Origin of the sequence: Streptomyces sp. CWNU-52B, from assembly GCF_047444975.1 — a bacterium.
Classification (GTDB): domain Bacteria; phylum Actinomycetota; class Actinomycetes; order Streptomycetales; family Streptomycetaceae; genus Streptomyces.
The window spans coordinates 46,277-68,575 of record NZ_JBLFJV010000007.1 but is presented as its reverse complement, the minus strand read 5'-3'; the positions used below and the strand labels follow the sequence as shown (position 1 = coordinate 68,575).

The following is a 22,299-nucleotide window of genomic DNA, read 5'->3' as shown; positions in this document are numbered from 1 at the left end:
GTCAGGGGCAGCGCCCACCAAGGGGCGCGGGGAACTGCGCGCCCGGCCACGGCGCACCCGCAGCCGTCCGACGCAGCGCCACCCCCACTGCTGCGGCCACAGGTGCCTCTTCTGACGAGCCTGTGAGGGGCGGCGCCATCCAAGGGGCGCGGGGAACTGCGCGCCCGGCCACGGCGCACCCGCGGCCGTCCGGCGCAGCGTCACCCCCACTGCTGGGGCCACAGGTGCCTCTTCTGACGAGCCCGTCAGGGGCAGCGCCCACCAAGGGGCGCGGGGAACTGCGCGCCCGGCCACGGCGCACCCGCAGCCGATCGACGCAGCCGCACCCCCGCGGTCCACCACTGCCCCCAGCGGCAGCGCTCACGTACGGTTGACTGCATGACGAGCATCGGTGGTGCCGAGATGGTCGACTGGAATCTCGCGGTGGCGACCGCGACCCGGCTCGTACGACCGGGCCCAGAGGTGAGCCGCGACGAGGCCAGGGCCGTCGTCGCGGAGCTGCGCCGGCATGCCAAGGCGTCGGAGGAGCACGTCCGCGGCTTCACGCGGATGGGCGGCGACGAACTCCACGACACCCCCGTCCTCGTGGTCGACCGTCCTGGCTGGGTCCGGGCGAACGTCGCCGGGTTCCGGGAGGTCCTCAAACCGCTGCTCGACAAGATGCAGGAACGCCGCGGCAGCACCCCGGGCGGCGCCGTACTCGGCGCCGTCGGCGGCAAGGTCACCGGCGTCGAGCTGGGCATGCTGCTGTCCTTCCTGTCCTCCAGGGTGCTCGGCCAGTACGAGACGTTCGCCCCGGCCACCCGGGAACTCCCGGCCGGCGCGAACGGCGGCGGCCGGCTCCTCCTGGTGGCCCCGAACATCGTGCACGTGGAGCGCGAACTCGACGTCCAGCCCCACGACTTCAGGCTCTGGGTCTGCCTCCACGAGGAGACCCACCGCACGCAGTTCACGGCCGTGCCCTGGCTGCGTGACCACATCGAGGGCGAGATCCAGTCTTTCCTGGGCGAGACCGAGGTCGACCCCATGACCGTCCTGGAACGGGTCCGGGAGGCCGCCCAGTCCCTCGCGGGCAACCGGCCCGAGAGCGAGGAGGCCGACGAGTCGCGCTCCCTCGTCGAGATCGTGCAGACCCCCGCCCAGCGGGAGATCCTCGCCCGGCTCACCGCCGTGATGTCCCTCCTGGAGGGCCACGCCGACTTCGTGATGGACGGCGTCGGCCCCGCGGTGGTGCCGTCCGTCGCCGAGATCCGGGAGAAGTTCCAGCAGCGGCGGGCCCACGGCGCCTCCCGCCTCGACCTCGCCCTGCGCAAGCTCCTGGGCCTGGACGCGAAACTGCGTCAGTACCGGGACGGCGAGCGTTTCGTACGCGCGGTCGTCGACGAGGTCGGCATGGACGGGTTCAACCGTGTGTGGACCTCGCCGAACACGCTGCCCACCAAGTCGGAGATCGCCAAACCGGCGGACTGGGTCGCGCGGGTGCACCGCAGGACAGAGTCGTGAACTGAATCCGGCCGACGGCAGACGAACGCCCCTCCAATCACCCGTCCGAGGGACCGTGAGCCATGGGTAGGCGTGCGATGCTCGGGGAACGGCCCGGTTCTGTCACCATCGAGACACTCTGAGTGACCGATCCCGGGCTCACCCCCCGACAATTTCATGAAGGGAACCGGACATGGGTCCCCATCCTGCGGTCGCGGCGATACGCCTGGCGGTCCGCCGCGTACTCCACGACGTCCTCACCGATCACGTCCCCGATCACCTTCCCGGTCGTGCCGACCACACCGATCGCGCCGATCACGCTGATCGATCCGAGCGCACTGATCGCACCGATCGCGCTCCTGAGCGAGTCCCCGGCACGCCCTCGCGCGCGCCGCTCGTCCTCGTCGCGTGCTCGGGCGGCGCCGACTCCATGGCGCTCGCCTCCGCCCTCGCCTTCGAAGCACCCAAGCTCGCCATCCGCGCCGGCGGCGTCACCGTGGACCACGGTCTGCAACCCGGGTCCGACCTGCGCGCCGACGAGGTCGTCCTGCGGCTCACCGAACTGGGACTGGCCCCCGCGGAGGCCGTCGCGGTCACCGTCGGCCGCGACGGCGGCCCCGAAGCCGCCGCCCGCGACGCCCGGTACGCGGCCCTGGACGCGGTGGCCGAGCGGCACGGCGCCGCCGCCGTCCTGCTCGGCCACACCCGCGACGACCAGGCCGAGACCGTCCTGCTCGGCCTCGCCCGCGGCTCCGGGACCCGCTCCCTGTCCGGCATGGCCGCCGTCTCGGGAGGCCCTGGCGCCGACCGCCGCTACCGCCGCCCGTTCCTGCACCTGGACCGGCAGACCGCCCGCAAGGCCTGCATGGTCCAGTCGCTGCCCGTCTGGGACGACCCGCACAACGCCGACCCCGCGTACACCCGTTCCCGGCTGCGCCACGAAGGGCTGCCCGCGCTGGAGAAGGCGCTCGGCAAGGGCGTCGTCGAGGCGCTCGCCCGCACGGCCCAGCTGTCCCGCGACGACGCCGACGCACTCGACGCGTGGGCCGGTCAGGCCGAGGCCTCCGTGCGGGACGCGGCGGGCCTCCTGGAGTGCGCCAAGCTGTACGCCCTGCCGCCCGCCGTGCGCCGCCGCATCCTGCGCCGCGCCGCCATCGAGGCCGGGGCGCCCGCCGGTTCGCTGTTCGCCCGGCACATCGAGGAGATCGACCGGCTGATCACGGGCTGGCGGGGCCAGGGAGGCATCAACCTCCCGGGCAAAGTCGTCGCCCAGCGGCAGGGTGGCAGACTGGTGATTCGGCAAGGCTGAGAAAGAGTCGCCCTTCGGACGGCGGCTCCCCCGAAGGGCAACCCCTTCGGGGAACGGCCCCTCCTCGCGGAGGGCCGGGAAGCAGCCGGTGGGACGACCGAAAGTGATGCGGGTGGACGCGAAAGACCTGGGCACCGACCTCCAGTCGGTGCTCATCACCAAGGAAGAGATCGACGCGAAGCTGGTCGAGCTGGCCGCGAAGATCGACGCGGAGTACGCGGACAAGGACCTGCTGATCGTCGGTGTCCTCAAGGGCGCCGTGATGGTCATGGCGGACCTGGCCCGGGCCCTGTCCACCCCCGTCACCATGGACTGGATGGCCGTCTCCTCGTACGGCGCGGGCACCCAGTCCTCCGGAGTGGTGCGGATCCTCAAGGACCTCGACACCGACATCAAGGGCAAGCACGTCCTGATCGTCGAGGACATCATCGACTCCGGTCTGACGCTGTCCTGGCTGATCTCCAACCTCGGCTCCCGCGAGCCCGCGTCGCTCAAGGTGTGCACACTGCTGCGCAAGCCGGAGGCCGCGAAGGTCGCGATCGACGTGGAGTGGGTCGGCTTCGACATCCCGAACGAATTCGTCATCGGGTACGGCCTCGACTACGCGGAGAAGTACCGGAATCTCCCGTTCGTCGGTACGCTCGCGCCCCATGTCTACGGCGGCTGAGGCATCCTGGACGGCTGGACGGGTGACGTCCGGCCCGCAGGGGTCGAACCCCTGTAGGACAGCCGGGAACCCCAGCGGCTTTCGCGCCGTTGGAGCATACGTGGACGGGGTTTGTCAGCCGGACCGTGCGGCCTCGGGTGACAATGCTGGGGTACCGTCCGAAGAACAGTCTTATCAAACTCACTATGGCAGGAGGGACGGGGCGACACCGCTCCGTATGGATGGACGTGAAGCGATACTTCCGTGGGCCGGTCATGTGGATCGTGCTGGCCGTCCTTGCCGTGGTCGTGTTGATGCAGGTCGTCGGCTCGTCCGGCGGCTACAAGACGGTGGACACAGGCCAGGTCGTCCAGGCGATCAGTGACAACAAGGTCAAACAGGCCAAGATCACCACTGGCGACGAGCAGATCATCAAGGCCGAACTAAAAGACGGCGAAAAGATCGAGGGAAGCTCGAAGATCCAGGCGAGCTACATCGGCGACCAGGGCGTGAACCTGGCCACCACCCTCCAGGACAAGTACCAGAACAAGCAGATCCCCGACGGCTACACGGTCTCGCCGACCAAGCAGAACGCGTTCGTCGGCATCCTGCTGTCCCTGCTCCCCTTCGTCCTCATCGTCGTCGTCTTCCTGTTCCTGATGAACCAGATGCAGGGCGGCGGCTCCCGCGTCATGCAGTTCGGGAAGTCCAAGGCGAAGCTCATCACCAAGGACACCCCGAAGACGACGTTCGCCGACGTGGCGGGCGCGGACGAGGCCGTCGAGGAACTCCACGAGATCAAGGAGTTCCTCCAGGAGCCGGCGAAGTTCCAGGCCGTCGGCGCCAAGATCCCCAAGGGCGTGCTCCTGTACGGGCCTCCCGGTACGGGCAAGACGCTGCTCGCACGCGCCGTCGCGGGCGAGGCGGGCGTTCCCTTCTACTCGATCTCGGGTTCCGACTTCGTCGAGATGTTCGTCGGTGTCGGTGCCTCCCGAGTCCGTGACCTGTTCGAGCAGGCCAAGGCGAACGCCCCGGCGATCGTCTTCGTGGACGAGATCGACGCGGTCGGCCGCCATCGCGGCGCCGGTCTCGGCGGCGGTCACGACGAGCGCGAGCAGACGCTGAACCAGCTGCTCGTCGAGATGGACGGCTTCGACGTGAAGGGCGGCGTGATCCTGATCGCCGCCACGAACCGACCGGACATCCTCGACCCGGCCCTCCTGCGTCCCGGCCGCTTCGACCGCCAGATCGCGGTCGACCGCCCGGACATGCTGGGCCGTCTGGAGATCCTCAAGGTCCACCAGAAGGGCAAGCCGGTCGCGCCGGACGTCGACCTGTCGGCCGTCGCCCGTCGCACGCCCGGCTTCACCGGAGCGGACCTGTCGAACGTGCTGAACGAAGCCGCGCTCCTCACCGCGCGCAGCAACCTGAAGCTCGTCGACAACGAGATGCTGGACGAGGCGATCGACCGTGTGGTCGCGGGCCCGCAGAAGCGGACCCGGATCATGTCGGACAAGGAGAAGAAGATCACCGCGTACCACGAGGGCGGACACGCCCTGGTCGCGGCGGCCTCACCGAACTCCGACCCGGTCCACAAGATCACGATCCTCTCCAGGGGCCGTGCTCTCGGTTACACGATGGTCCTGCCGGACGAGGACAAGTACTCCACGACCCGCAACGAGATGCTCGACCAGCTGGCCTACATGCTGGGCGGGCGCGCGGCCGAGGAGCTTGTCTTCCACGACCCGACCACCGGTGCCGCGAACGACATCGAGAAGGCCACCACCACGGCCCGCGCGATGGTCACGCAGTACGGCATGACCGAGCGCCTCGGCGCCATCAAGTTCGGCGGCGACAACACCGAGCCCTTCCTGGGCCGGGAGATGTCGCACCCGCGCGACTACTCGGAAGAGGTCGCCGCGCTCGTCGACGAAGAGGTCAAGAAGCTCATCGAGAACGCGCACAACGAGGCCTGGGAAATCCTGGTCGAGAACCGCGACGTGCTCGACGCACTGGTGCTCCAGCTGCTGGAGAAGGAGACGCTGAGCAAGGAGCAGATCGCCGAGGTCTTCGCTCCCATCGTCAAGCGTCCGGCCCGCCCCGCGTGGACCGGCTCCTCCCGCCGTACGCCGTCCACCCGCCCGCCGGTGCTCTCCCCCAGGGAGCTGTCACTGACGAACGGGACGAACGGTTCGAGCCCCGCGATCACCGCGAGCGTCAACACCTCCAAGGAGGCGCTCCCGGAGACCGAGGCGGTCCCCGAGGACCCCACCCCGGAGAGCTGACAACCCGGCTCCCGGTGGCCTCACCAGGCCCGGAATGAATGCCGTGCCCCCCAGGTTCTAGCCTGGGGGGCACGGCATCTTCGTATGCCCGGTCGCGGTACGCGTGGTCCCCACGTGTGAGAGGCACAGAAACGAGGCACCAGATGACGGACCCGGTGAGGCTGGACGGCGGCGAGGGCAGGATCGGCGAGTTCGACGAGAAGCGCGCCGAGAACGCCGTACGGGAACTGCTGATCGCGGTCGGCGAGGACCCGGACCGCGAGGGGCTGCGCGAGACACCGGGGCGGGTGGCGCGGGCGTATCGAGAGCTCTTCGCAGGGCTGTGGCAGGAGCCTGAGGACGTTCTGACGACGACGTTCGACCTGGGGCACGACGAGATGGTCCTGGTGAAGGACATCGAAATCGTAAGTCTGTGCGAGCATCACTTGCTGCCGTTCCATGGCGTGGCGCATGTCGGGTACATCCCGGCGAGCACCGGCAAGATCACCGGCCTGTCGAAGCTCGCCCGGCTCGTCGAGGTGTTCGCCCGGCGTCCGCAGGTGCAGGAACGGCTCACCACGCAGATCGCCGACTCTCTGACGCGGATCCTGGAGGCGCGTGGTGCGATCGTCGTCATCGAGGCCGAGCACATGTGCATGTCTGTGCGGGGCATCCGCAAGCCGGGAGCCAAGACCACGACATCGGCGGTGCGTGGACAGCTTCGAGATGCCACGACCCGATCCGAGGCGATGAGTCTGATAATGGCGCGCTGACCCGATAGATGTCAGTGGTGCCCGATACGGTCCCCGATCAGCGGAGTTGATCCCTGAACAGGGAGGATCGCGATGGGGTACGGGTTGCCCAGCAGGCAGACGGTCAACGTGGTCGGCGGGCGGGCGCGTGCGTGTGACGTCCGAGTGGGGTCCTGTTTATGGACGCTGGACGGAGGACGCACAGTGCGCACGACCGTCACGGAGGTGGCGGCCACCCATGTACGGGAGGTCGTGGACGTTGTCACCGATCAGGTGACGTTCACGGTCTCGTCGGACCAGCTGTTGGGCACCCCTGACGGCTGGGTCCATGCAAGAGACGCGGAGGGCACTGTTCTCGCCTGGACCCCCGCGAGGAAACTCTGCCGTGCACGGCTGACCGTGCGGCCCGGCTATGACTTCGGTTATCTGATCGGAGCCACGTGCTCGGACGGGACGACCGGCAGGAACTATGTGTCGTTGGTGGTCAACGACAGATCATTCGCCGAGAGGTATGCGAAGTGCCTGACCGGCGTGACGGGACTGGATGCTCGGATCGAGTCCGTCACTCGTCCGTCGGGGTATCTGCGGCGTGAAGCGCCGGGGTTCCGTGTCCGCGTCGTCTCTTCCTATTTGGCGGACCTGATGCGTCAGTACGTGGGCGGGGACGCGCACCACATGCGGCAGGGCTTCCCACGGGTCGTTCTCACCGACATGGAGAGCTTCGAGGGGTTCCTGGACGGCTATACCGACGGCGACGGGTACCGAAGCAAGAGGTGGGCCGGACGGGTCCTGGTCAGTGCGAACGTACCGTTCCTGAGGGAGCTGTCCGAGGTTGTCGGTGCGAGGTTCACACCTCGAACCAACGGCCTGGCGTCTCACCTCGTCGTCATGGACAGCTGGCCGTCACGTGGCACGTTCAAACCCGAGAGGCATCCGCTCCAGCTCAGAGAGTCGTCATGGGTTCAGGTCCGCGAAGTGCGTCCGCGGACTGCCGGCAGCAAGCCGTACACGCTCTATGCGTTCCGGCTCGACCCTCATCCCGGCTTCCTGGTCAATGGTCACTTGGCCAGGCAGCCGTGGTGACCACTACGACGCCGGGGCCGCGGCGCCGTTCGTGTCGTCGTCCTCCGGGAGTTTGCAGACTCGTTCCAGGAAGAAGGCGGCCGCTATGACGGCGATGCCTGCCAGGACCGAGAAGCCCGCGTAGATGGCCTGGTCGCGGCGGGCGGGGATGTCGAGGGACTCCAGGAGGAACGCTCCCGTGCCGCCGTACATCCCGGAGACCAGGGCGGCCACCAGGGCGCTGGCCTGGCCGAAGACGACCGAGCGGGCGGCCATCATGGGGTCGACCCCCTTGGCGCCGGGGCGGCGCTCGCGCTGGGCCTTCAGCCGGGTCCGCAGGGACAGCGCCGTGGCCAGCAGCACCACGGCGATCAGAGCCAGGACGACGGGGGCCGCCAGGGGCACCCGGGGGAGCGTGCCCACCGAGTTCCACAGGCGGGCACCTGCCCAGGACAGCACCCCGGCCACGAGGAACACCGCTGCCAGCGTCCTGATGCGCAGCTCTTTCACTCAGTTCCTCTCGCGGTTGCGGTTGCGTCCTGACCTTAACGACTAGTCGGGCAGCTGGAGTTCCAGGTCGGCCCGGGGCGCGACACCGTCACGGGGGACCAGGTCGAGCAGCTGGGCCACGAGGCCGCGGCCGGGCAGCTGGGCCTGGGGCTCCACGTCGTTCCAGGGGGCGAGGACGAAGGCGCGCTCGTGGGCGCGCGGGTGGGGCAGGGTCAGCGTCGGGTCGTCGGAGACCACGTCCGCGTACGCCACGATGTCGACGTCGATCGTGCGCGGGCCCCAGTGCTCGTCCCGCACCCGGTGGAAGGCCTCCTCGACCGCGTGGGCCCGCTCCAGGAGCGAGGACGGCGGGAGGGTCGTCTTCAGGACGATCACCGCGTTGAAGTATGACGGCTGGCTGTCCGGCGCCACGCCCCACGGCTCCGTCTCGTACACCGGGGAGACCGCTTTGACGCGGACACCGGGGGTGTCCTCCAGGGCGTCGATGGCGCCCTGGATGGTCTCCAGGCGGTTGCCGAGGTTCGAGCCGAGGGCGATCACGGCGCGCTTGGGGTTGTGGAGGGTCGTGTCGGCGGCGTCCACCTGCTCCACCACGGAGGCGGGAACCGGCTGGACGGTCGGGTCGCTCTGGCCCTCGGTGAACGCGGTCATACTCGGCTCCGGGTGATGGTGACGGTCACGTCGTCGAAGGGCACCGTGATCGGGGCGTCCGGCTTGTGGACGCACACCTCGACCTCCTGGACCCCCTCGTGCTTCAGACAGGTCTGGGCGATGAGCTCGGCGAGGGTCTCGATGAGGTTCAACGGCTCACCCTGGACGACGGCCACGACCTCCTCCGCCACGATGCCGTAGTGCACGGTCTTCGTGAGGTCGTCGTCGGCCGCGGCGGGCCGGATGTCCAGGCCCAGCGTGAGGTCCACGATGAAGGTCTGGCCCTCTTCGCGTTCCTTGGGGAAGACACCGTGGTGACCACGGGCCCTGAGGCCGCGCAGCGCGACACGATCCACGCGAATCACTCCTGCAATTGTCGGTGAGGGCCGGTCGTACAGGTGCGGGTGGTACACCGGCCTCGAACGAATCTACCTGCGGGCACTGACACGGCCGGTCCACGGGGCCCCGTGTCCACGCGGCGGCCGGGACGGGTGCACCGGACGTGCTCCGGCAGGACACCGGGGGTACACCGGGCGCGCCCGCCGTGTCTCGATGATGTCCGGACCGGCCGACCGGTAACCGCTTCCCGTCATATGACCGTGCCGCGTGCCGGCCCGTGACCGGCGCCACGATCACCAACGTACACGGCGGGTACCGGCCGTCTCCGTTGGCCCGTACACCTCAGGGGGACGGGTCGTCCGGCTCGTCGTCGTCCGTGTCGGCCAGGACCGGCGAGGCGTGGTGCGACCAGAGTTTCCAGCCGTCCGAGGTGCGGCGGAACACGTTCGTGGCGACGACGAGCTGGCCCACGAGCGGTCCGAGTTCGTCGCTGTCCTCGGGCGGGGGGCCGCCGCTGAGGATGTTCTCCGTGCAGGTCACCAGGGCGGTGTCACCGGTGACGGAGACGTGCACGTCGGTCAGGAAGAACTGGATGTACTCGGTGTTCGCCATGATCAGCGCGTACGACCGCAGGACCTCGCCGCGGCCGTTGAGGACCGGCCAGCCGGGGTGGACGCAGGAGATCTCGCCGGCCTGCGCCGGGTCGTGGTACTCCTCGTCGTGACCCAGGTCGGACGGGGTCAGCCAGAGCGCGGACAGCCCTTCGAAGTCGCCCTCCTCCAGGGACTCGTAGAAGGAGGTGTTGGCGAGTTCGACCTGCTCGACGTCCGTGTGCGGGGCGCTCACCGGGCTCCCTCGGCGGTCCTGGCGCCCTCCACGGCCCGAGCGACCCGGACGGCGTCGGCGGTGGCCCGTACCTCGTGGACGCGGACGGCCCAGGCGCCCTGGTGGGCGGCGAGCGCGGAGACCGCGGCGGTGGCGGCGTCCCGCTCGCGGGCGGGCGGCGGGGCACCCTGCGGGCCCGCCAGTACGCGGCCGAGGAACCGCTTGCGGGACGCGGCCACCAGCACGGGGTACCCGATCTCCCGGAGTCGGTCCAGGTGGGCGAGGAGGACGAGGTCGTGCTCGGCCTCCTTGGAGAAACCGAGGCCCGGGTCGACGACGACGCGGTCCGGGGCGACGCCGCCGGCCAGAACGGCCTCCACGCGTGCGTGCAGCTCGTCGACGACCTCGGAGACGACGTCCTCGTACGAGCCGCGCACGGTGCTGCCCTGGAGGAAGCCGCGCCAGTGCATCACCACGAAGGGGGCGCCCGAGGCGGCGACGGCCGGGATCATCGCGGGGTCGCCGAGTCCGCCGCTGACGTCGTTGACGAGGACGGCACCCGCGGCGAGCGAACGCTCGGCGACGGACGCCCGCATCGTGTCGACGGAGACCATGACGCCCTCGGCGGCGAGGCCGCGGACGACGGGTATGACGCGCTTGAGCTCCTCCGCCTCGTCGACGCGGGCGGCGCCGGGGCGGGTGGACTCGCCTCCCACGTCGACCAGGTCCGCGCCCTCCGCGACCAGGTCGAGGCCGTGCTTGACGGCGGCGGTCGTGTCGAACCAGTGGCCGCCGTCCGAGAACGAATCGGGGGTCACGTTCACGACGCCCATGACCGCGCAGCGGTCCCATGCCGGGAGCCCTGCGACCTGGCCTCGCCCGCTCTTCTTGCTCATACCGCCCAGCCTAGGCCCAAGGGGGTGCCCGGCCGGACGGGCTCGGTCATGCCGCCCGTATGCCGCGTTCCGGTACGGCGTGGGCGCAGGGGCGGGGCGCTCGGGGGCGGCGGCGCAGGACGCGAGGCAGGGCGCGGGCCAGGGGCAGGCTCACGAAGCCCTCGGCCCGCAGGGCCGCGAGGCCGATGCGGGGCAGGTCGCGGGAGGTGCGGTAGACGACGAAGCGGGGCTCCCAGCCGGGGCGGAACTTCGCGTTGAACTTGTAGAGCGACTCGATCTGGAACCAGCGGGACAGGAACAGCAGCAGGCCGCGCCAGACCCGTAGGACCGGGCCCGCGCCGATCTTCTCGCCGCGGGCCAGGGCCGCGCGGAACATCGCGAAGTTGAGCGAGACACGGGTGATGCCCAGGCGGGGGGCCGCGCGCAGGGCCGCCACGATGAGGAGTTCGTTCATGCCGGGGTCCGCCGAGCGGTCGCGGCGCATGAGGTCGAGGGAGACGCCGTCCGTCCCCCAGGGGACGAAGTGGAGAACGGCCTTCAGATCGCCGTACGGGCTGTCCGGGCCTCGTACGGCCTGCGTGTTCTGGGGGGCCTGGACATCCTGGGCGTTCCGCGCGCGGTGCGTGCCCCGTGCGCTGTCCGCGCCGTGTGCGCCGTGCGCGCTGTGTGGGCCGTCCGGGCCGTGCGCCGTCGCGATGAGGCAGTCGCCGTCCGCCGGGTCGCCGATGCGGCCGAGCGCCATGGAGAAGCCGCGCTCGGCGTCCGTGCCGCGCCAGTCCTCCGCGGCCGCGCGGATCCGGTCGAGCTCGCCCGCGCTCAGGTCACGGACGCGCCGTACCCGGGTCTCGTAGCCGGACCGCTCGATGCGCGTCACCATCTGGCGTACGTTGCGCATCGCGCGTCCGGCGAGGGAGAAATCCGCGACCTCCACCACCGCCTCGTCGCCCAGTTCGAGGGCGTCGAGGCCGGTCTCGCGGGTCCAGACCTCGCCGCCCGTCTCCGAGCACCCCATGACGGCGGGCGTCCAGGAGTGCGCCCCCGCCTCGTCCATGAAGCGCTCGATCGCGCCGGGCCAGGCCTCCACGTCGCCGATCGGGTCGCCGCTCGCGAGCATCACCCCGGAGACGACCCGGTAGGTCACGGCCGCCTTGCCGCTCGGTGAGAAGACGACGGCCTTGTCGCGGCGGAGCGCGAAGTGGCCGAGCGAGTCGCGTCCGCCGTGCTTGGTCAGGAGGGCCCGCAGCCGCGTCTCGTCGTCCTCGGTGAGGCGGGCCGCCGGATGTTCGGGGCGCAGGGCCAGGTAGGCCGTGGTCACGGCGGTCAGCAGCCCGAGCGCGCCGAGCGAGAAGGCCACCGTCCAGGACGTGGTGCCCGTGTAGTCGACGGGGCCCTCCAGGCCGAACAGGCCGTACAGCACATGGGCGATACGGTCCGCGAGGCTGGGGTCGCCGACCATGCGGTGGGGGTGGACGCTGACGATGACCAGGCCGAGGACGAGCGAACCCGCGCCCATCAGGACGAAGTTGGCGAGCGCCCGCCAGCGGCTGCGCGGGTCGGGCAGCGCCGTGAACTCACCGCGGTGACGCAGCAGCGGGGCCAGCAGCGCCAGCGAGATGAGGACGCCGACGAGTGAGTGCCGGTACGTGAACTGGGCGAGGGCGCCCGCCGGGAGCAGCGCCACCGCGGCCCGCCACGCCCTGCGCTTGCGCCGGCGCAGCCCGTGGGCCAGGAGCAGCAGCAGAACGCCCGCACTGAGCGACAGGGCGGCGGCGAACGGGCCGAGCGCGCCGGGCAGCACCTCCGCGAGCGTGTGCATACGGCTGTGGCGGAACCGCGGGAAGACGCCCGCGGCGATGTCCAGGGCGCCGACGAGGAGGCAGGCCCTGGCGACCAGGGCGGGGACGGCCTCGGGGCGCGGACCGCGCAGTACGCCCCGCAGCCCGGCGGTTCGAGCCTGCCGGGTCGGTCGCGCCTGCCGGGCCGGTCGGGTCGGCAGGGTCGACCGGCCCGGTTGGCTCGGTTGGTTCGGTCGGGATGTTCGAGCCGCTCCGTCCGGTCGGCCGGTCCCACCCGTCCGGTCGGTTCGGCCAGTTCGGTCCGTCAGGTCTGTTCGACTCGCCCGTTCCGGAACCTCGCCCGACTTTTCCCCATCTATCCTGACAGACATCGCATCCCGTGGTTCTGCGAGAGACCTTGAATCCGGTGCCAATCCGGCATCCGGCGACATTGCGCCCTCTAGGACGGTGTCTTGAGGAGCGAGGTTCACTCCCTTGCGGAAAACCGCTCCAAAGGGCAAGGAAAGACCGGGGCAAGGACAGGCCGGGCCGGGCGCCGTGACGGAAGCGGGGCAGGCGGCGGCCGGAAAGCGCAGGCGGGAACAGCCCATGGGTCTCACGAGCAACAAGGTGCTGGCACTGACGGTCCTCCTCGCCGTGCTGCTGTTCGTCGGCACGGTGTGGTTCTGGCCGCGGCTCGCCCGCCGGGGCCCGGCCGTGGTGGCGGGCAGGGTCGCACTGCTGGCGGCCACCCAGCTCGCGATCTTCGCGTCGGTCGGCCTCGGCGCCAACCAGGCCTTCGGTTTCTACGCGAGCTGGGCCGACCTCTTCGGGCAGGAGTCCGAACAGGGCGTCGTGGTCGACCACGACGCCGGGGACGCGGCCGGGCCGCTCGACGTGGTCGGCACCCGGCAGGTCAACGTGTCCGGCGGGGCCCGCCCGCAGATCGGCGGCCAGCTCCAGAAGGTCGACGTGGTCGGGCGGCGGACGCGCATCGCGAGTCCCGCGTACGTCTATCTGCCGCCGGAGTACTTCCAGCCGCAGTACCGCACCCGTACCTTCCCTGCCGTCGTCGTGCTCACCGGCTACCCGGGCACCGCGGAGGCGCTGATCAAGGGCCTGCACTATCCGCAGACCGCCCACGCGCTGGCCAAGGACGGCAGGACGCGGCCGATGATCCTGGTCATGATGCGGCCGACGGTCGCGCCGCCGCGGGACACCGAGTGCGTCGACGTCCCCGGCGGCCCGCAGACCGAGTCGTTCTTCGCCGAGGACCTCCCCGAGGCCGTGGCGCATCACTACCGGGTGGGGAGGGAACCCGGGAGCTGGGGCGTCGTCGGTGACTCGACGGGCGGTTACTGCGCGCTGAAGCTCGCCATCCACCACCCGCGGACGTACGCCGCCGGGGCGGGCCTGTCCCCGTACTACCGGGCGCCGACCGACCGCACGACGGGCGATCTCTTCCACGGGGACGAGGAGTTGCGCGACAGCGCCGACCTGGTGTGGTGCCTGAAGCACCGGCCCGCGCCCGACACCTCGCTGCTCGTCAGCAGCAGCAGGCAGGGGGAGAGCAACTACGAGGAGACGCTGAGCTTCATCGACCTGGTCGAGGAGAGGAGGCCGACCCGGATCTCGTCGATCATCCTGGACAGCGGCGGGCACAACTTCAACACCTGGCGGCGGGAGATCCCGGCGACCCTCCAGTGGCTCAGCGGGCGGCTCAGCGGCGGCTGAGCCGCCCGCTGACGTCCGTGGGACCGGATGCCGTGGCCGGTCCCGTAACCGAATACGCGTCTACGGGCGGGAGTTCGTGGAATTCCCGGCCCGAAGATTCTTTTGCCGGGTTTGAAGAAGATTCAGGAGTCCGGAGAACAGCCCGGAAGAACGGCACGCGAGAACGGCACGCGAGAACAGCCGGGGAGAACGAGCCGGGAGAACGGCAGGGGAACGGCGCGGTGTTCCGGAGCCGCTGCCGCGACGCGCCGGACCGAAGGGACACCTGGGGAGGAGGGCCCGGCCGCCTTCGAATCGACGGGCGGTGTGGGACCGGTGGGAGTGCCGGTACGGGGCCGAACTGGTGGTCCGGGAGCGGTTGGTGCGGGGATTGTCCGGTGAAGGGGCGGTGAGAAGGTTTCGGTGTGGCTGCGTTTTTGTCATGCGGGGCACCATCATTCGCCCACGCGCGGTAAGTTTCTGGCCATGCCACGAGGACGTCACCGCCATTCCCCGCCTCTGCACCGGCTGTTGCCCCCCTCGGCGATCGCAGGCGTATCCGTCGTCTGCGCCGTGGGGCCATGGCTGTTCTCCGAACCGATGGTGCTGCGCGGGCTGGCCGCGGGCGCCGCGGTGACGGCTGTCGTGGGTGCGATCGTCATGCGCCGCTGGGACGCCTCGGCGGGCAGGCGGGTCGCGGACCTCGCACGTGGGCGCGCCAGTGACGAGTGGCGTTACGAGGAGCGGGTCGCGGAACTCGAGAGCGACGTGGACGAGTCGCGCGAACTCCGTACCAAGCTGGAGCAGCGGCTCCGTGCGAAGCGGGCCGAGCTGGCCGGGCTGCGCAACGAACACGCGGCGCTGCTGCGGCGGTACGCCACGGCGGAGACCGAGCGGGCCACCGCGCTTGAGGGTCGCCGGCTCCTTGAGATCGAGGCGGCCGAGCCGGTCCCGGAGCTGTCGGCCACGGCGTCGACGGCCGAGGACGCCGTGGCCGAGGGGTCCGTCGACACGGCGGAGCCCGAGGCGACGGCGGCGACGGTCCAGGCGGCCCTCGCGGCGTCCGCGGCGGCCTCGGTCCTCTACGTGAAGGCCAACGCGGCGCTGGAGCGGCTCTCGGGAGCCGTCGAGGCCGACCCGGCCGACGACACGGCTCCGGCGGACGAGCACCCGGCCGAGTCCATAGCCGCCGCCGATGGCGATGCTGACGCCGATGTCGATGTCGACGCGGACGCGGATTCCACTGAGGCCGAGGCGCCGAAGAAGAGCCCCGATCCGGACGACCCCGCGCCCACCACGCCTCCCAAGGGCGGCCCGGTCAAGCGCACTCCCGCGAAGGGCGGCGCCCGGAAGGGTTCGTCTTCGTCGGGCGGCCCCGGCAAGGGTGCGCCCCGGCCGGGCGGCTCCCCGAAGGGCGCGTCCGCGGCGGGCGGGACCACGACGACCGCTCCGGCCAAGGGCGAGACCTGGCAGGAGGGCGGGACACCGGCGAAGCCCGAGGCGGCCGGCGGGCACGAGCGCCCGGCCGCGGCGGCGTCGAAGGCGTCGGCGCCCGCGCGGTCCACCGGGACCGGGACCGAGCCCGTACGGGCCCGTAAGCGTTCCACCGGGGTCGGTGTGACCTCCCTGCAGTCCGCCGCGAAGTCGGCCACGAAGTCCGCCGCGCCTCGGTCGCCGGGCACCGATCTGGCGCGGCCCACCCCGTCCGAGGTGGCCCGCGTGGAGCAGCCGTCCGCGACGAGCGCGGCCGAACTGACGCCCGCCGCGCGGCCCCGGCGCCCCGCAGGGCACTTCACCGTGCCCACCGCCGTGGCGGTCGCCCCGGCCACGCCCGTGCGGCGCCCCGCCGGTGAGGGCGGCTTCGACTTCTTCGGTACGCAGAAGGGCGCGGAGACGCTGGAGGCCGTGCAGAACGAGGACCTGGCCGACGTGGTGGGCCAGGAGGCGCTCGCGCTGCACAAGTCGGAGGCCGAGACCGAGTTCAGGCCCGCGGGTGAGGAGTCCCGCGGCATCGGCCAGGTCATCGACCTGACCGCACACGACGAGACGGAGCAGATCGACGTGGCGGGCCTGCGCAGCGCGGTCTCCTGAGCCCGGCCGGCCATTGCCGACCGACCCGACGGGTCCGACGGGTCCGACCGGTCCGGGCCCGTCCGGTCCGTCCGGTCCGGCTGTTCAGCCCGCCCGCCCGTCCGGTCCGACCTGCCCGACCCGGCCGGTCCGATCCGCCGACTGGTCTGGTCCGGCCTGTTCCAGCCCGCCCGTCTGCTCCGGCCTGTCCGGCCCTGACCCGTCCGACCGGCCCTTTCGGGTGCCGTTCTCAGGCCATCCAGCGGTCCGGCGGCGTCTTCCGGTGGCCGATGAGTGACGGTCGCCTGGGCGTATAGCGGTTCCGCCGCCTTCGAGGCACCCGTAGAACGGGTCGGTCCGGGGTCCCGTCAGGCCCGTCCTGGGTCGTTCGGGTGCCGTTCTCAGGCCATCCAGCGGTCCGGTAGTGCCTCTCGGCGGCCGGTGAGTGATCGGTCCGCCTGGGCGTAGAGCAGTTCCGCTGCCTCTGAGGCGTCCCGTAGGCGGGCTGTCACGGTCTTGTTGGCCCCGGTGTCCACCCGGACGTCGGCGAGCCCCTGGTGGCGCTGCCACGGCCCCTGCTCCAGGCGCACGCTCTGCACCTTGGCGTGCGGTACGAGCGCGGTGCTGCGGCGCAGCAGCCCGTGCCGGGCCACGAAGACGGTGTCGGTCACGGCGATCCCGTAACCCCGCCACCAGAGCGGCACGCACCGGCCCGCCCGGCGCGGTGGCCTGGCCAGCGTGCCCGGCACGGTCACCCCCGGCAGCACGCGCGCGATGACCGCCTCGGCGATCTCGCGCGTGGCGACCGGCACGAGCACCGAGTTGGACGAGCCCGCCACGTCCAGCTCGACCCGGACCCAGCCGCGCCGCCGCCACAGGAGCGGCTCGACGACGCGTACGGTCTGGACGCGGCCGGGGGGCACGGTCTCGTGCGTGCGGTCGAGGAGGCCGTGGTCGATCCGGAGCCCGTCCGGCGACTCGCCCACGGTCCAGTCGTACTCGCTGACGAACCGGCCCACACTGCTCGCGCCCGCCGCGCCCAGCAGGGGAAGCGCCGTCGCGAGCACGGTCCACACGCTGTGGGTGGCGAACCACAGCAGCGGCGGTACGACGAGTGAGGCGGCCAGCGTCCCCCAGGTGGCCCCGGTCAGCACGAGCGAGACGGCCAGCACCCCGGCCGGGACGTGCAGCAGTTGCCGGACCGGTGCCTCGCCCACCTCGTGGGCGGTCTCGGGCGCGAAACCGGCGGCCCGCGCGAGCAGTTCGGCCCGCAGCACCCGGGCCTCCTCCTGGCCCAGATAGGCCAGCTCGTCCTTCTTGTCGGTGCCGACGACGTCGAGTTTGAGTTTGGCGACCCCGGCCACGCGGGCCAGCAGGGGCTGGGTGACGTCGACGGCCTGGAGCCGTTCGAGCCGGATGTGCGCGGTGCGCCGGAACAACAGGCCCGTACGGATGCGCAGTTCGGTGTCGGTCACCGCGAAGTGGGTGAACCACCAGCTCAGAAAGCCGTAGAGGGCGGCTCCGACCACGGCCACGGCGAGGGCGGACAGCAGCATGGTCGTGGTGAGCCGGGTCAGCTGCCGCTGCGCCTGGTCGGGATCGTGCACGGCCCAGCCGGCGATCACCGCGACCGGCGCCCACGCGCGCCGCAACGGCGTCACCGGATGCAGCCGCCGCTCCCGAGGCACGGCCCTTCCCCCGGTTTCCTTCGCTCCTGCCGCTCCTGCCGCTCCCGTCACGGGGTCGGCCTCTTCCCGTACGTCCGTCACGCCGTCGGTGGCGTCCGGTGGCGTGGTCACAGCCCCGCCGATCGGGCTTCGCCCAGTTCGGTGAGCCGGTCGCGCAGACGTTCCGCCTCCGCCGGGTCGAGCCCCGGAATACGGGCGTCCGTCGCCGCGGCCGCCGTGTGCAGCTGCACGCTCGCCAGTCCGAAGTGCCGCTCCACGGGACCGGAGGTGACCTCGACCAACTGCATGCGCCCGTACGGCACGACGGTCTCCTCGTGCCACAGGACGCCCCGGCTGATCAGCAGGTCGTCGGCCCGCTCGGCGTAGCGCCAGGACCGCCAGTTGCGCCCCAGCATCGGCCAGCCGCCCAGCAGCAGCGCCAGGGGCAGCAGGGCGAACGCCGCCCAGCCGGGCCCCGCGAGCAGGCCGAGCAGCAGGCCCGTGCCGATGGCCAGCAGTCCCAGCCACACCACCAGCAGCAGCCGGCGCATTCTCAGCAGTCCCGGCGGGAGCCCGATCCACTCCGGCTCGTCCGTCGTGCGCGCGGCAGCCGGCTCCGCCCGCGGGCCCGTCGGCTGCCCCGCTGTCCGTCCCGCGTTCTGCGAGGTCCCCGTTTCCATGCCGCAAGCGTACGTACGAGACACTGTCCCCATGACTCCTCCCACGGAGACCGTGGTCGGTATCGGCGGCGCCGCGGAGAGCACCGACATGGTGCTCAACATCGGGCCGCAGCATCCGTCCACACACGGCGTACTCCGACTGCGGCTCGTCCTCGACGGTGAGCGGATCCAGCACGCGGAACCGGTGATCGGCTATATGCACCGCGGCGCGGAGAAACTCTTCGAGGCGCGCGACTACCGGCAGATCATCATGCTGGCCAACCGCCACGACTGGCTCTCCGCGTTCTCGAACGAGCTGGGCGTGGTCCTCGGTGTGGAGCGGATGCTCGGCATGGAGGTGCCCCCGCGCGCGGTGTGGACCCGCACGCTCCTGGCGGAGCTGAACCGGGTCCTGAACCACCTGATGTTCCTCGGTTCGTACCCCCTGGAACTGGGCGGGATCACCCCGATCTTCTACGCGTTCACGGAGCGCGAGGAGGTCCAGCACGTCATGGAGGAGGTCTCCGGCGGGCGCATGCACTACATGTTCAACCGGGTGGGGGGCCTCAAGGAGGACCTGCCGGCCGGCTGGGCCACGCGCGCGCGTGCTGCCGTCGCCGGGGTGCGCTCCCGGATGGACCGGTTCGACGACCTGGTGCTGGGCAACGAGATCTTCCGGGGCCGTACCCGGGGCGTCGGAGTGCTCTCCCCCGAGGCGGTGCACGCCTACGGGGTGAGCGGGCCGATCGCGCGGGCCTCCGGTGTCGACTTCGACCTGCGCCGCGACGAGCCGTACCTCGCGTACGGAGACCTCCAGGACACCCTGAAGGTCGTCACGCGCCAGGAGGGCGACTGCCTGGCCCGGTTCGAGTGCCTCCTGGAGCAGACCTACAACGCGCTCGACCTCGCGGACGCCTGCCTGGACCGGCTCGCGGAACTGCCCCCGGGGCCCATCAACCAGCGGCTCCCCAAGGTGCTGAAGGCGCCCGAGGGCCACACGTACGCCTGGACCGAGAACCCCCTCGGCATCAACGGCTACTACCTCGTCAGCAAGGGTGAGAAGACCCCGTACCGGCTGAAACTGCGGTCGGCCTCGTACAACAACATCCAGGCGCTCACCGAGCTGCTGCCGGGCACGCTGGTCTCGGACATGGTGGCGATCCTGGGGTCGCTGTTCTTCGTGGTGGGCGACATCGACAAGTAATGACCCAGCCGCCGCTCTACGGAGAGGGCTGTTTTCCGTCCGGTGACGGGTCCGGTGACGGTTCCAGCGGTGGGTCCGGCAGCGGGTCCGGAATTCCCACCGGCTGCACCAGCCAGCCGAAGTCGCCGAGGCCGCCCCGGGCGGTCAGCTCGGCGGCCTCGCCCGCTCCCGCGAGAGCCCGTACGTAGGCCGCGGGGTCCGTGGAGGCCAGGGCCAGCGGCGGCCGGTCCCCGCGCACGCCCAGCGTCCGCAGCGCCTCCCGCTGGCTCAGCAGCCGGCCGCCGGGCAGGGCGCACGCGTCCAGCGCCACATGGGCGGTGATGTCGCAGGAACCGTCCGGCACGGGTGCCGTCTCCCGGCCCTGCCGGAAGCCCGTGAGCGTTCCGAAGGGCGGCCGTGCCCCCGCGCGGTGCCCGTAGTCGACGGCGACGGCCAGACCGCGCCCGAGACCGGCCACGGCGGACGCCCAGGCGGTGTCCCTGGGGAGACCGATCTCGGCCCGCAGACCTTCGGCGGGAAGCCGGGGGGTGCCTGGAGGGGCCGGGACACGCGGGTCCGTGCGCGGGCCGGTGAGCGGCCACCACCTCTCCAGCCATTCCGCTTCCGGCCCCCGCACCGGCGCCCCGAGTGACTCCGTCCCGTCCGGGCCCACGAGGACGAGGCGTGCCACCCCGTGCGCGTCCACCTCGGCCACGTCCACCGGCACGTTGTCGAGCCACTCGTTGGCGAACAGCAGCCCCGTGACGCCCGCCGGGGGCTCCGGCAGCCACTCGATCCGGTCGTCCAGCCCGGCGGGGCGGGCGGCGCGCTCGACCGCGTACCCGCGCGCGCGGGAGGCCACTTCGGCGGGGAGCGCCCTCAGTACGGCGCTCACCAGCTCACCGTGCCCCGCGCCCAGGTCGACGAAGGCGAGTTCGGCGGGGTGGGCGAGCGCCTCGTCGACGAGCCGGAGCAGCCGGGCCACCGCCCCCGCGAACAGCGTCGACGCATGCACCGAGGTACGGAAATGGGCCGCGGGACCCTCGGTACCGCGATAGAAACCGCGGGGCCCGTACAGCGCTTCCTCGGTCGCCGGGCGCCACCCGCGCATCCCGCCCGCCGCCGCACGCCCCACTGCGCCACCCCTGCTTCCCGTCGCCGTCACCGCGCCAGGTTAAGTGCCGAGTTCACGGCGGCCTCCACCTTGGGGAGTACACGCGGCCGTCACGGATCGACCCTCCGGTTGACCCCTGCACACAGCACGCTTCCCTACGCTGGGTTACGTGCAGCGCCTCTATGACTTTCTCCGCAGGCACCCGACATGGGTCGACGGCTTCTGGGCCGTCTTCCTGCTCGGGCTCTCGTTCGTGAGTGGAACAGCCAGGCAGGAGAGCGTCGGGACCGACCTTGCGGCGATCACGATCCCGATCACCCTCCTGTTGTGCCTGGTGATCGCGTTGCGCAGGCGTATGCCCGAGACCATGCTGCTGCTGGCCGCGGGCCTGGGCATGGCACAGCTGGCGCTGGACATGGCGGCGGTCCCGGCCGACTTCGCGCTGCTGGTGATCCTCTACACCGTCGCCTCGAACGGCACCCGCTGGGCCTCCCGGTTCGCGCTGACCGCGGGCCTTTTCGCGGCGCCGCTGGCCCAGCTGCGCTGGCCGAACGACGGCGCGAGCGCCGCCGAGAACGTGGCGATAGTGGTCTTCCAGACGGTCCCCTTCGCCCTCGCCTGGGTCCTCGGCGACTCCCTGCGGACCCGCCGCGCCTACTTCGCGCAGCTGGAGGAGCGGGCCGCCCGTCTGGAGAAGGAGCGCGAGGCGCAGGCCAAGGTCGCGGTCGCCGCCGAGCGCGCGCGGATCGCCCGCGAGCTGCACGACGTGGTCGCGCACAACGTCTCGGTGATGGTCGTCCAGGCCGACGGCGCCGCCTACGTCCTCGACGCCGCGCCCGACCAGGCCAAGAAGGCCCTGGAGATCATCTCCGGCACCGGCAGGCAGGCCCTCGCCGAGATGCGCCGCCTCCTGGGCGTACTGCGCACCGGCGAGCACCAGGAGTCCGGCGAGTACGTGCCGCAGCCCGACGTGGAACAGCTCGACGACCTGATCGAGCAGTGCCGGACCTCCGGGCTGCCCGTCGACTTCAAGGTCGAGGGCACCCCGCGCCCGCTGCCCAGCGGCGTCGAGCTGACGGCGTACCGCATCGTGCAGGAAGCGCTCACCAACACCCGCAAGCACGGGGGGCCGAACGCGGGCGCGAGCGTGCGCCTGGTCTACTTCGACGACGGCCTCGGCCTGCTCGTCGAGGACGACGGCAAGGGCGCCCCGCACGAGCTGTACGAGGAGGGCGGGGTCGACGGCCAGGGCCACGGCCTGATCGGTATGCGTGAGCGCATCGGCATGGTCGGCGGAACCCTGGACGCGGGACCGCGTCCGGGCGGAGGCTTCCGCATCAGCGCCCTGCTCCCCCTCAAGCCCGCTCACTGACACGTGCACG

19 protein-coding genes are annotated in these 22,299 nt (G+C 71.4%); 10 read left to right on the top strand and 9 right to left on the bottom strand.

Features of this window, described 5'->3' with window-relative positions:
• Window positions 1-378 precede the first annotated feature (378 nt).
• From ACLVWQ_RS09795 to ACLVWQ_RS09770, 6 genes are all read left to right on the top strand, one after another.
• A complete protein-coding gene (locus ACLVWQ_RS09795; protein WP_414107909.1) occupies window positions 379-1,503 on the top strand; it encodes a zinc-dependent metalloprotease in 1,125 nt (374 codons plus the stop codon).
• A 172-nt stretch (window positions 1,504-1,675) separates the two neighbouring features.
• Entirely contained in the window at window positions 1,676-2,791 is a 1,116-nt protein-coding gene (gene tilS / locus ACLVWQ_RS09790) for a tRNA lysidine(34) synthetase TilS (RefSeq protein ID WP_414107908.1), read from the top strand.
• 106 nt (window positions 2,792-2,897) lie between these two features.
• Window positions 2,898-3,458 carry a hypoxanthine phosphoribosyltransferase gene (gene hpt, locus ACLVWQ_RS09785; RefSeq protein WP_414108096.1) on the top strand — a complete coding sequence of 187 codons (561 nt, stop codon included), beginning with the start codon at window positions 2,898-2,900 and terminating at the stop codon, window positions 3,456-3,458.
• A gap of 221 nt (window positions 3,459-3,679) precedes the next feature.
• A complete protein-coding gene (ftsH, locus tag ACLVWQ_RS09780) occupies window positions 3,680-5,722 on the top strand; it encodes an ATP-dependent zinc metalloprotease FtsH (protein ID WP_414107907.1) in 2,043 nt (680 codons plus the stop codon).
• 143 nt (window positions 5,723-5,865) lie between these two features.
• Window positions 5,866-6,474 (top strand): GTP cyclohydrolase I FolE, encoded by a 609-nt coding sequence (gene folE, locus ACLVWQ_RS09775; protein ID WP_414107906.1) that lies wholly within the window; start codon window positions 5,866-5,868, stop codon window positions 6,472-6,474.
• Window positions 6,475-6,657: 183 nt separating this feature from the next.
• Complete coding sequence (locus ACLVWQ_RS09770; protein WP_414107905.1) at window positions 6,658-7,536, top strand: hypothetical protein; 879 nt, start codon at window positions 6,658-6,660, stop codon at window positions 7,534-7,536.
• A gap of 3 nt (window positions 7,537-7,539) precedes the next feature.
• On the opposite strand, the gene ACLVWQ_RS09765 is transcribed toward ACLVWQ_RS09770, so the two are convergent.
• The 6 genes from ACLVWQ_RS09765 to ACLVWQ_RS09740 form a co-directional block, all read right to left on the bottom strand.
• Window positions 7,540-8,025, bottom strand: coding sequence for a DUF3180 domain-containing protein (locus ACLVWQ_RS09765; RefSeq protein WP_414107904.1), 486 nt, complete (start codon window positions 8,023-8,025; stop codon window positions 7,540-7,542).
• A gap of 42 nt (window positions 8,026-8,067) precedes the next feature.
• Complete coding sequence (gene folK / locus ACLVWQ_RS09760; RefSeq protein ID WP_414107903.1) at window positions 8,068-8,676, bottom strand: 2-amino-4-hydroxy-6-hydroxymethyldihydropteridine diphosphokinase; 609 nt, start codon at window positions 8,674-8,676, stop codon at window positions 8,068-8,070.
• Window positions 8,673-9,032 carry a dihydroneopterin aldolase gene (folB, locus tag ACLVWQ_RS09755; RefSeq protein ID WP_414107901.1) on the bottom strand — a complete coding sequence of 120 codons (360 nt, stop codon included), beginning with the start codon at window positions 9,030-9,032 and terminating at the stop codon, window positions 8,673-8,675. Before folB ends, folK begins: the two co-directional genes overlap by 4 nt.
• Before the next feature lie 325 nt (window positions 9,033-9,357).
• Complete coding sequence (locus tag ACLVWQ_RS09750) at window positions 9,358-9,861, bottom strand: nuclear transport factor 2 family protein (RefSeq protein ID WP_414107899.1); 504 nt, start codon at window positions 9,859-9,861, stop codon at window positions 9,358-9,360.
• On the bottom strand, window positions 9,858-10,736 hold the full coding sequence (gene folP / locus ACLVWQ_RS09745) for a dihydropteroate synthase (RefSeq protein ID WP_414107898.1): 879 nt from the start codon (window positions 10,734-10,736) through the stop codon (window positions 9,858-9,860). Before folP ends, ACLVWQ_RS09750 begins: the two co-directional genes overlap by 4 nt.
• A 46-nt stretch (window positions 10,737-10,782) precedes the next feature.
• The gene (locus ACLVWQ_RS09740; RefSeq protein ID WP_414108095.1) at window positions 10,783-12,675 is read right to left on the bottom strand and encodes a phosphatidylglycerol lysyltransferase domain-containing protein; all 1,893 of its coding nucleotides are present in this window, start codon (window positions 12,673-12,675) and stop codon (window positions 10,783-10,785) included.
• Between the two features lie 445 nt (window positions 12,676-13,120).
• Between ACLVWQ_RS09740 and ACLVWQ_RS09735 the strand changes: the two genes are divergently transcribed.
• Together ACLVWQ_RS09735 and ACLVWQ_RS09730 are read left to right on the top strand one after the other, a co-directional pair.
• On the top strand, window positions 13,121-14,245 hold the full coding sequence (locus ACLVWQ_RS09735) for an alpha/beta hydrolase (protein WP_414107897.1): 1,125 nt from the start codon (window positions 13,121-13,123) through the stop codon (window positions 14,243-14,245).
• Window positions 14,246-14,710: 465 nt separating this feature from the next.
• Entirely contained in the window at window positions 14,711-16,315 is a 1,605-nt protein-coding gene (locus ACLVWQ_RS09730) for a hypothetical protein (protein ID WP_414107895.1), read from the top strand.
• Window positions 16,316-16,695: 380 nt separating this feature from the next.
• Here the strand turns inward: ACLVWQ_RS09730 and ACLVWQ_RS09725 are convergent, their stop codons facing one another.
• Window positions 16,696-18,093 (bottom strand): PH domain-containing protein, encoded by a 1,398-nt coding sequence (locus tag ACLVWQ_RS09725; RefSeq protein ID WP_414107894.1) that lies wholly within the window; start codon window positions 18,091-18,093, stop codon window positions 16,696-16,698.
• Window positions 18,090-18,641 carry a PH domain-containing protein gene (locus tag ACLVWQ_RS09720; protein WP_414107893.1) on the bottom strand — a complete coding sequence of 184 codons (552 nt, stop codon included), beginning with the start codon at window positions 18,639-18,641 and terminating at the stop codon, window positions 18,090-18,092. The genes ACLVWQ_RS09725 and ACLVWQ_RS09720 overlap by 4 nt, the downstream gene beginning before the upstream one ends.
• A gap of 31 nt (window positions 18,642-18,672) precedes the next feature.
• Here ACLVWQ_RS09720 and ACLVWQ_RS09715 point away from each other — a divergent pair, with 31 nt between their 5' ends.
• Window positions 18,673-19,824 (top strand): NADH-quinone oxidoreductase subunit D, encoded by a 1,152-nt coding sequence (locus ACLVWQ_RS09715; RefSeq protein ID WP_414107892.1) that lies wholly within the window; start codon window positions 18,673-18,675, stop codon window positions 19,822-19,824.
• 16 nt (window positions 19,825-19,840) lie between these two features.
• Here ACLVWQ_RS09715 and ACLVWQ_RS09710 read toward each other — a convergent pair whose 3' ends face one another.
• Complete coding sequence (locus ACLVWQ_RS09710; RefSeq protein ID WP_414108094.1) at window positions 19,841-20,914, bottom strand: SAM-dependent methyltransferase; 1,074 nt, start codon at window positions 20,912-20,914, stop codon at window positions 19,841-19,843.
• 172 nt (window positions 20,915-21,086) lie between these two features.
• On the opposite strand from ACLVWQ_RS09710, the gene ACLVWQ_RS09705 reads away from it, so the two are divergent.
• Window positions 21,087-22,289 (top strand): sensor histidine kinase, encoded by a 1,203-nt coding sequence (locus tag ACLVWQ_RS09705; RefSeq protein WP_414107891.1) that lies wholly within the window; start codon window positions 21,087-21,089, stop codon window positions 22,287-22,289.
• The last annotated feature ends 10 nt before the right edge of the window (window positions 22,290-22,299 follow it).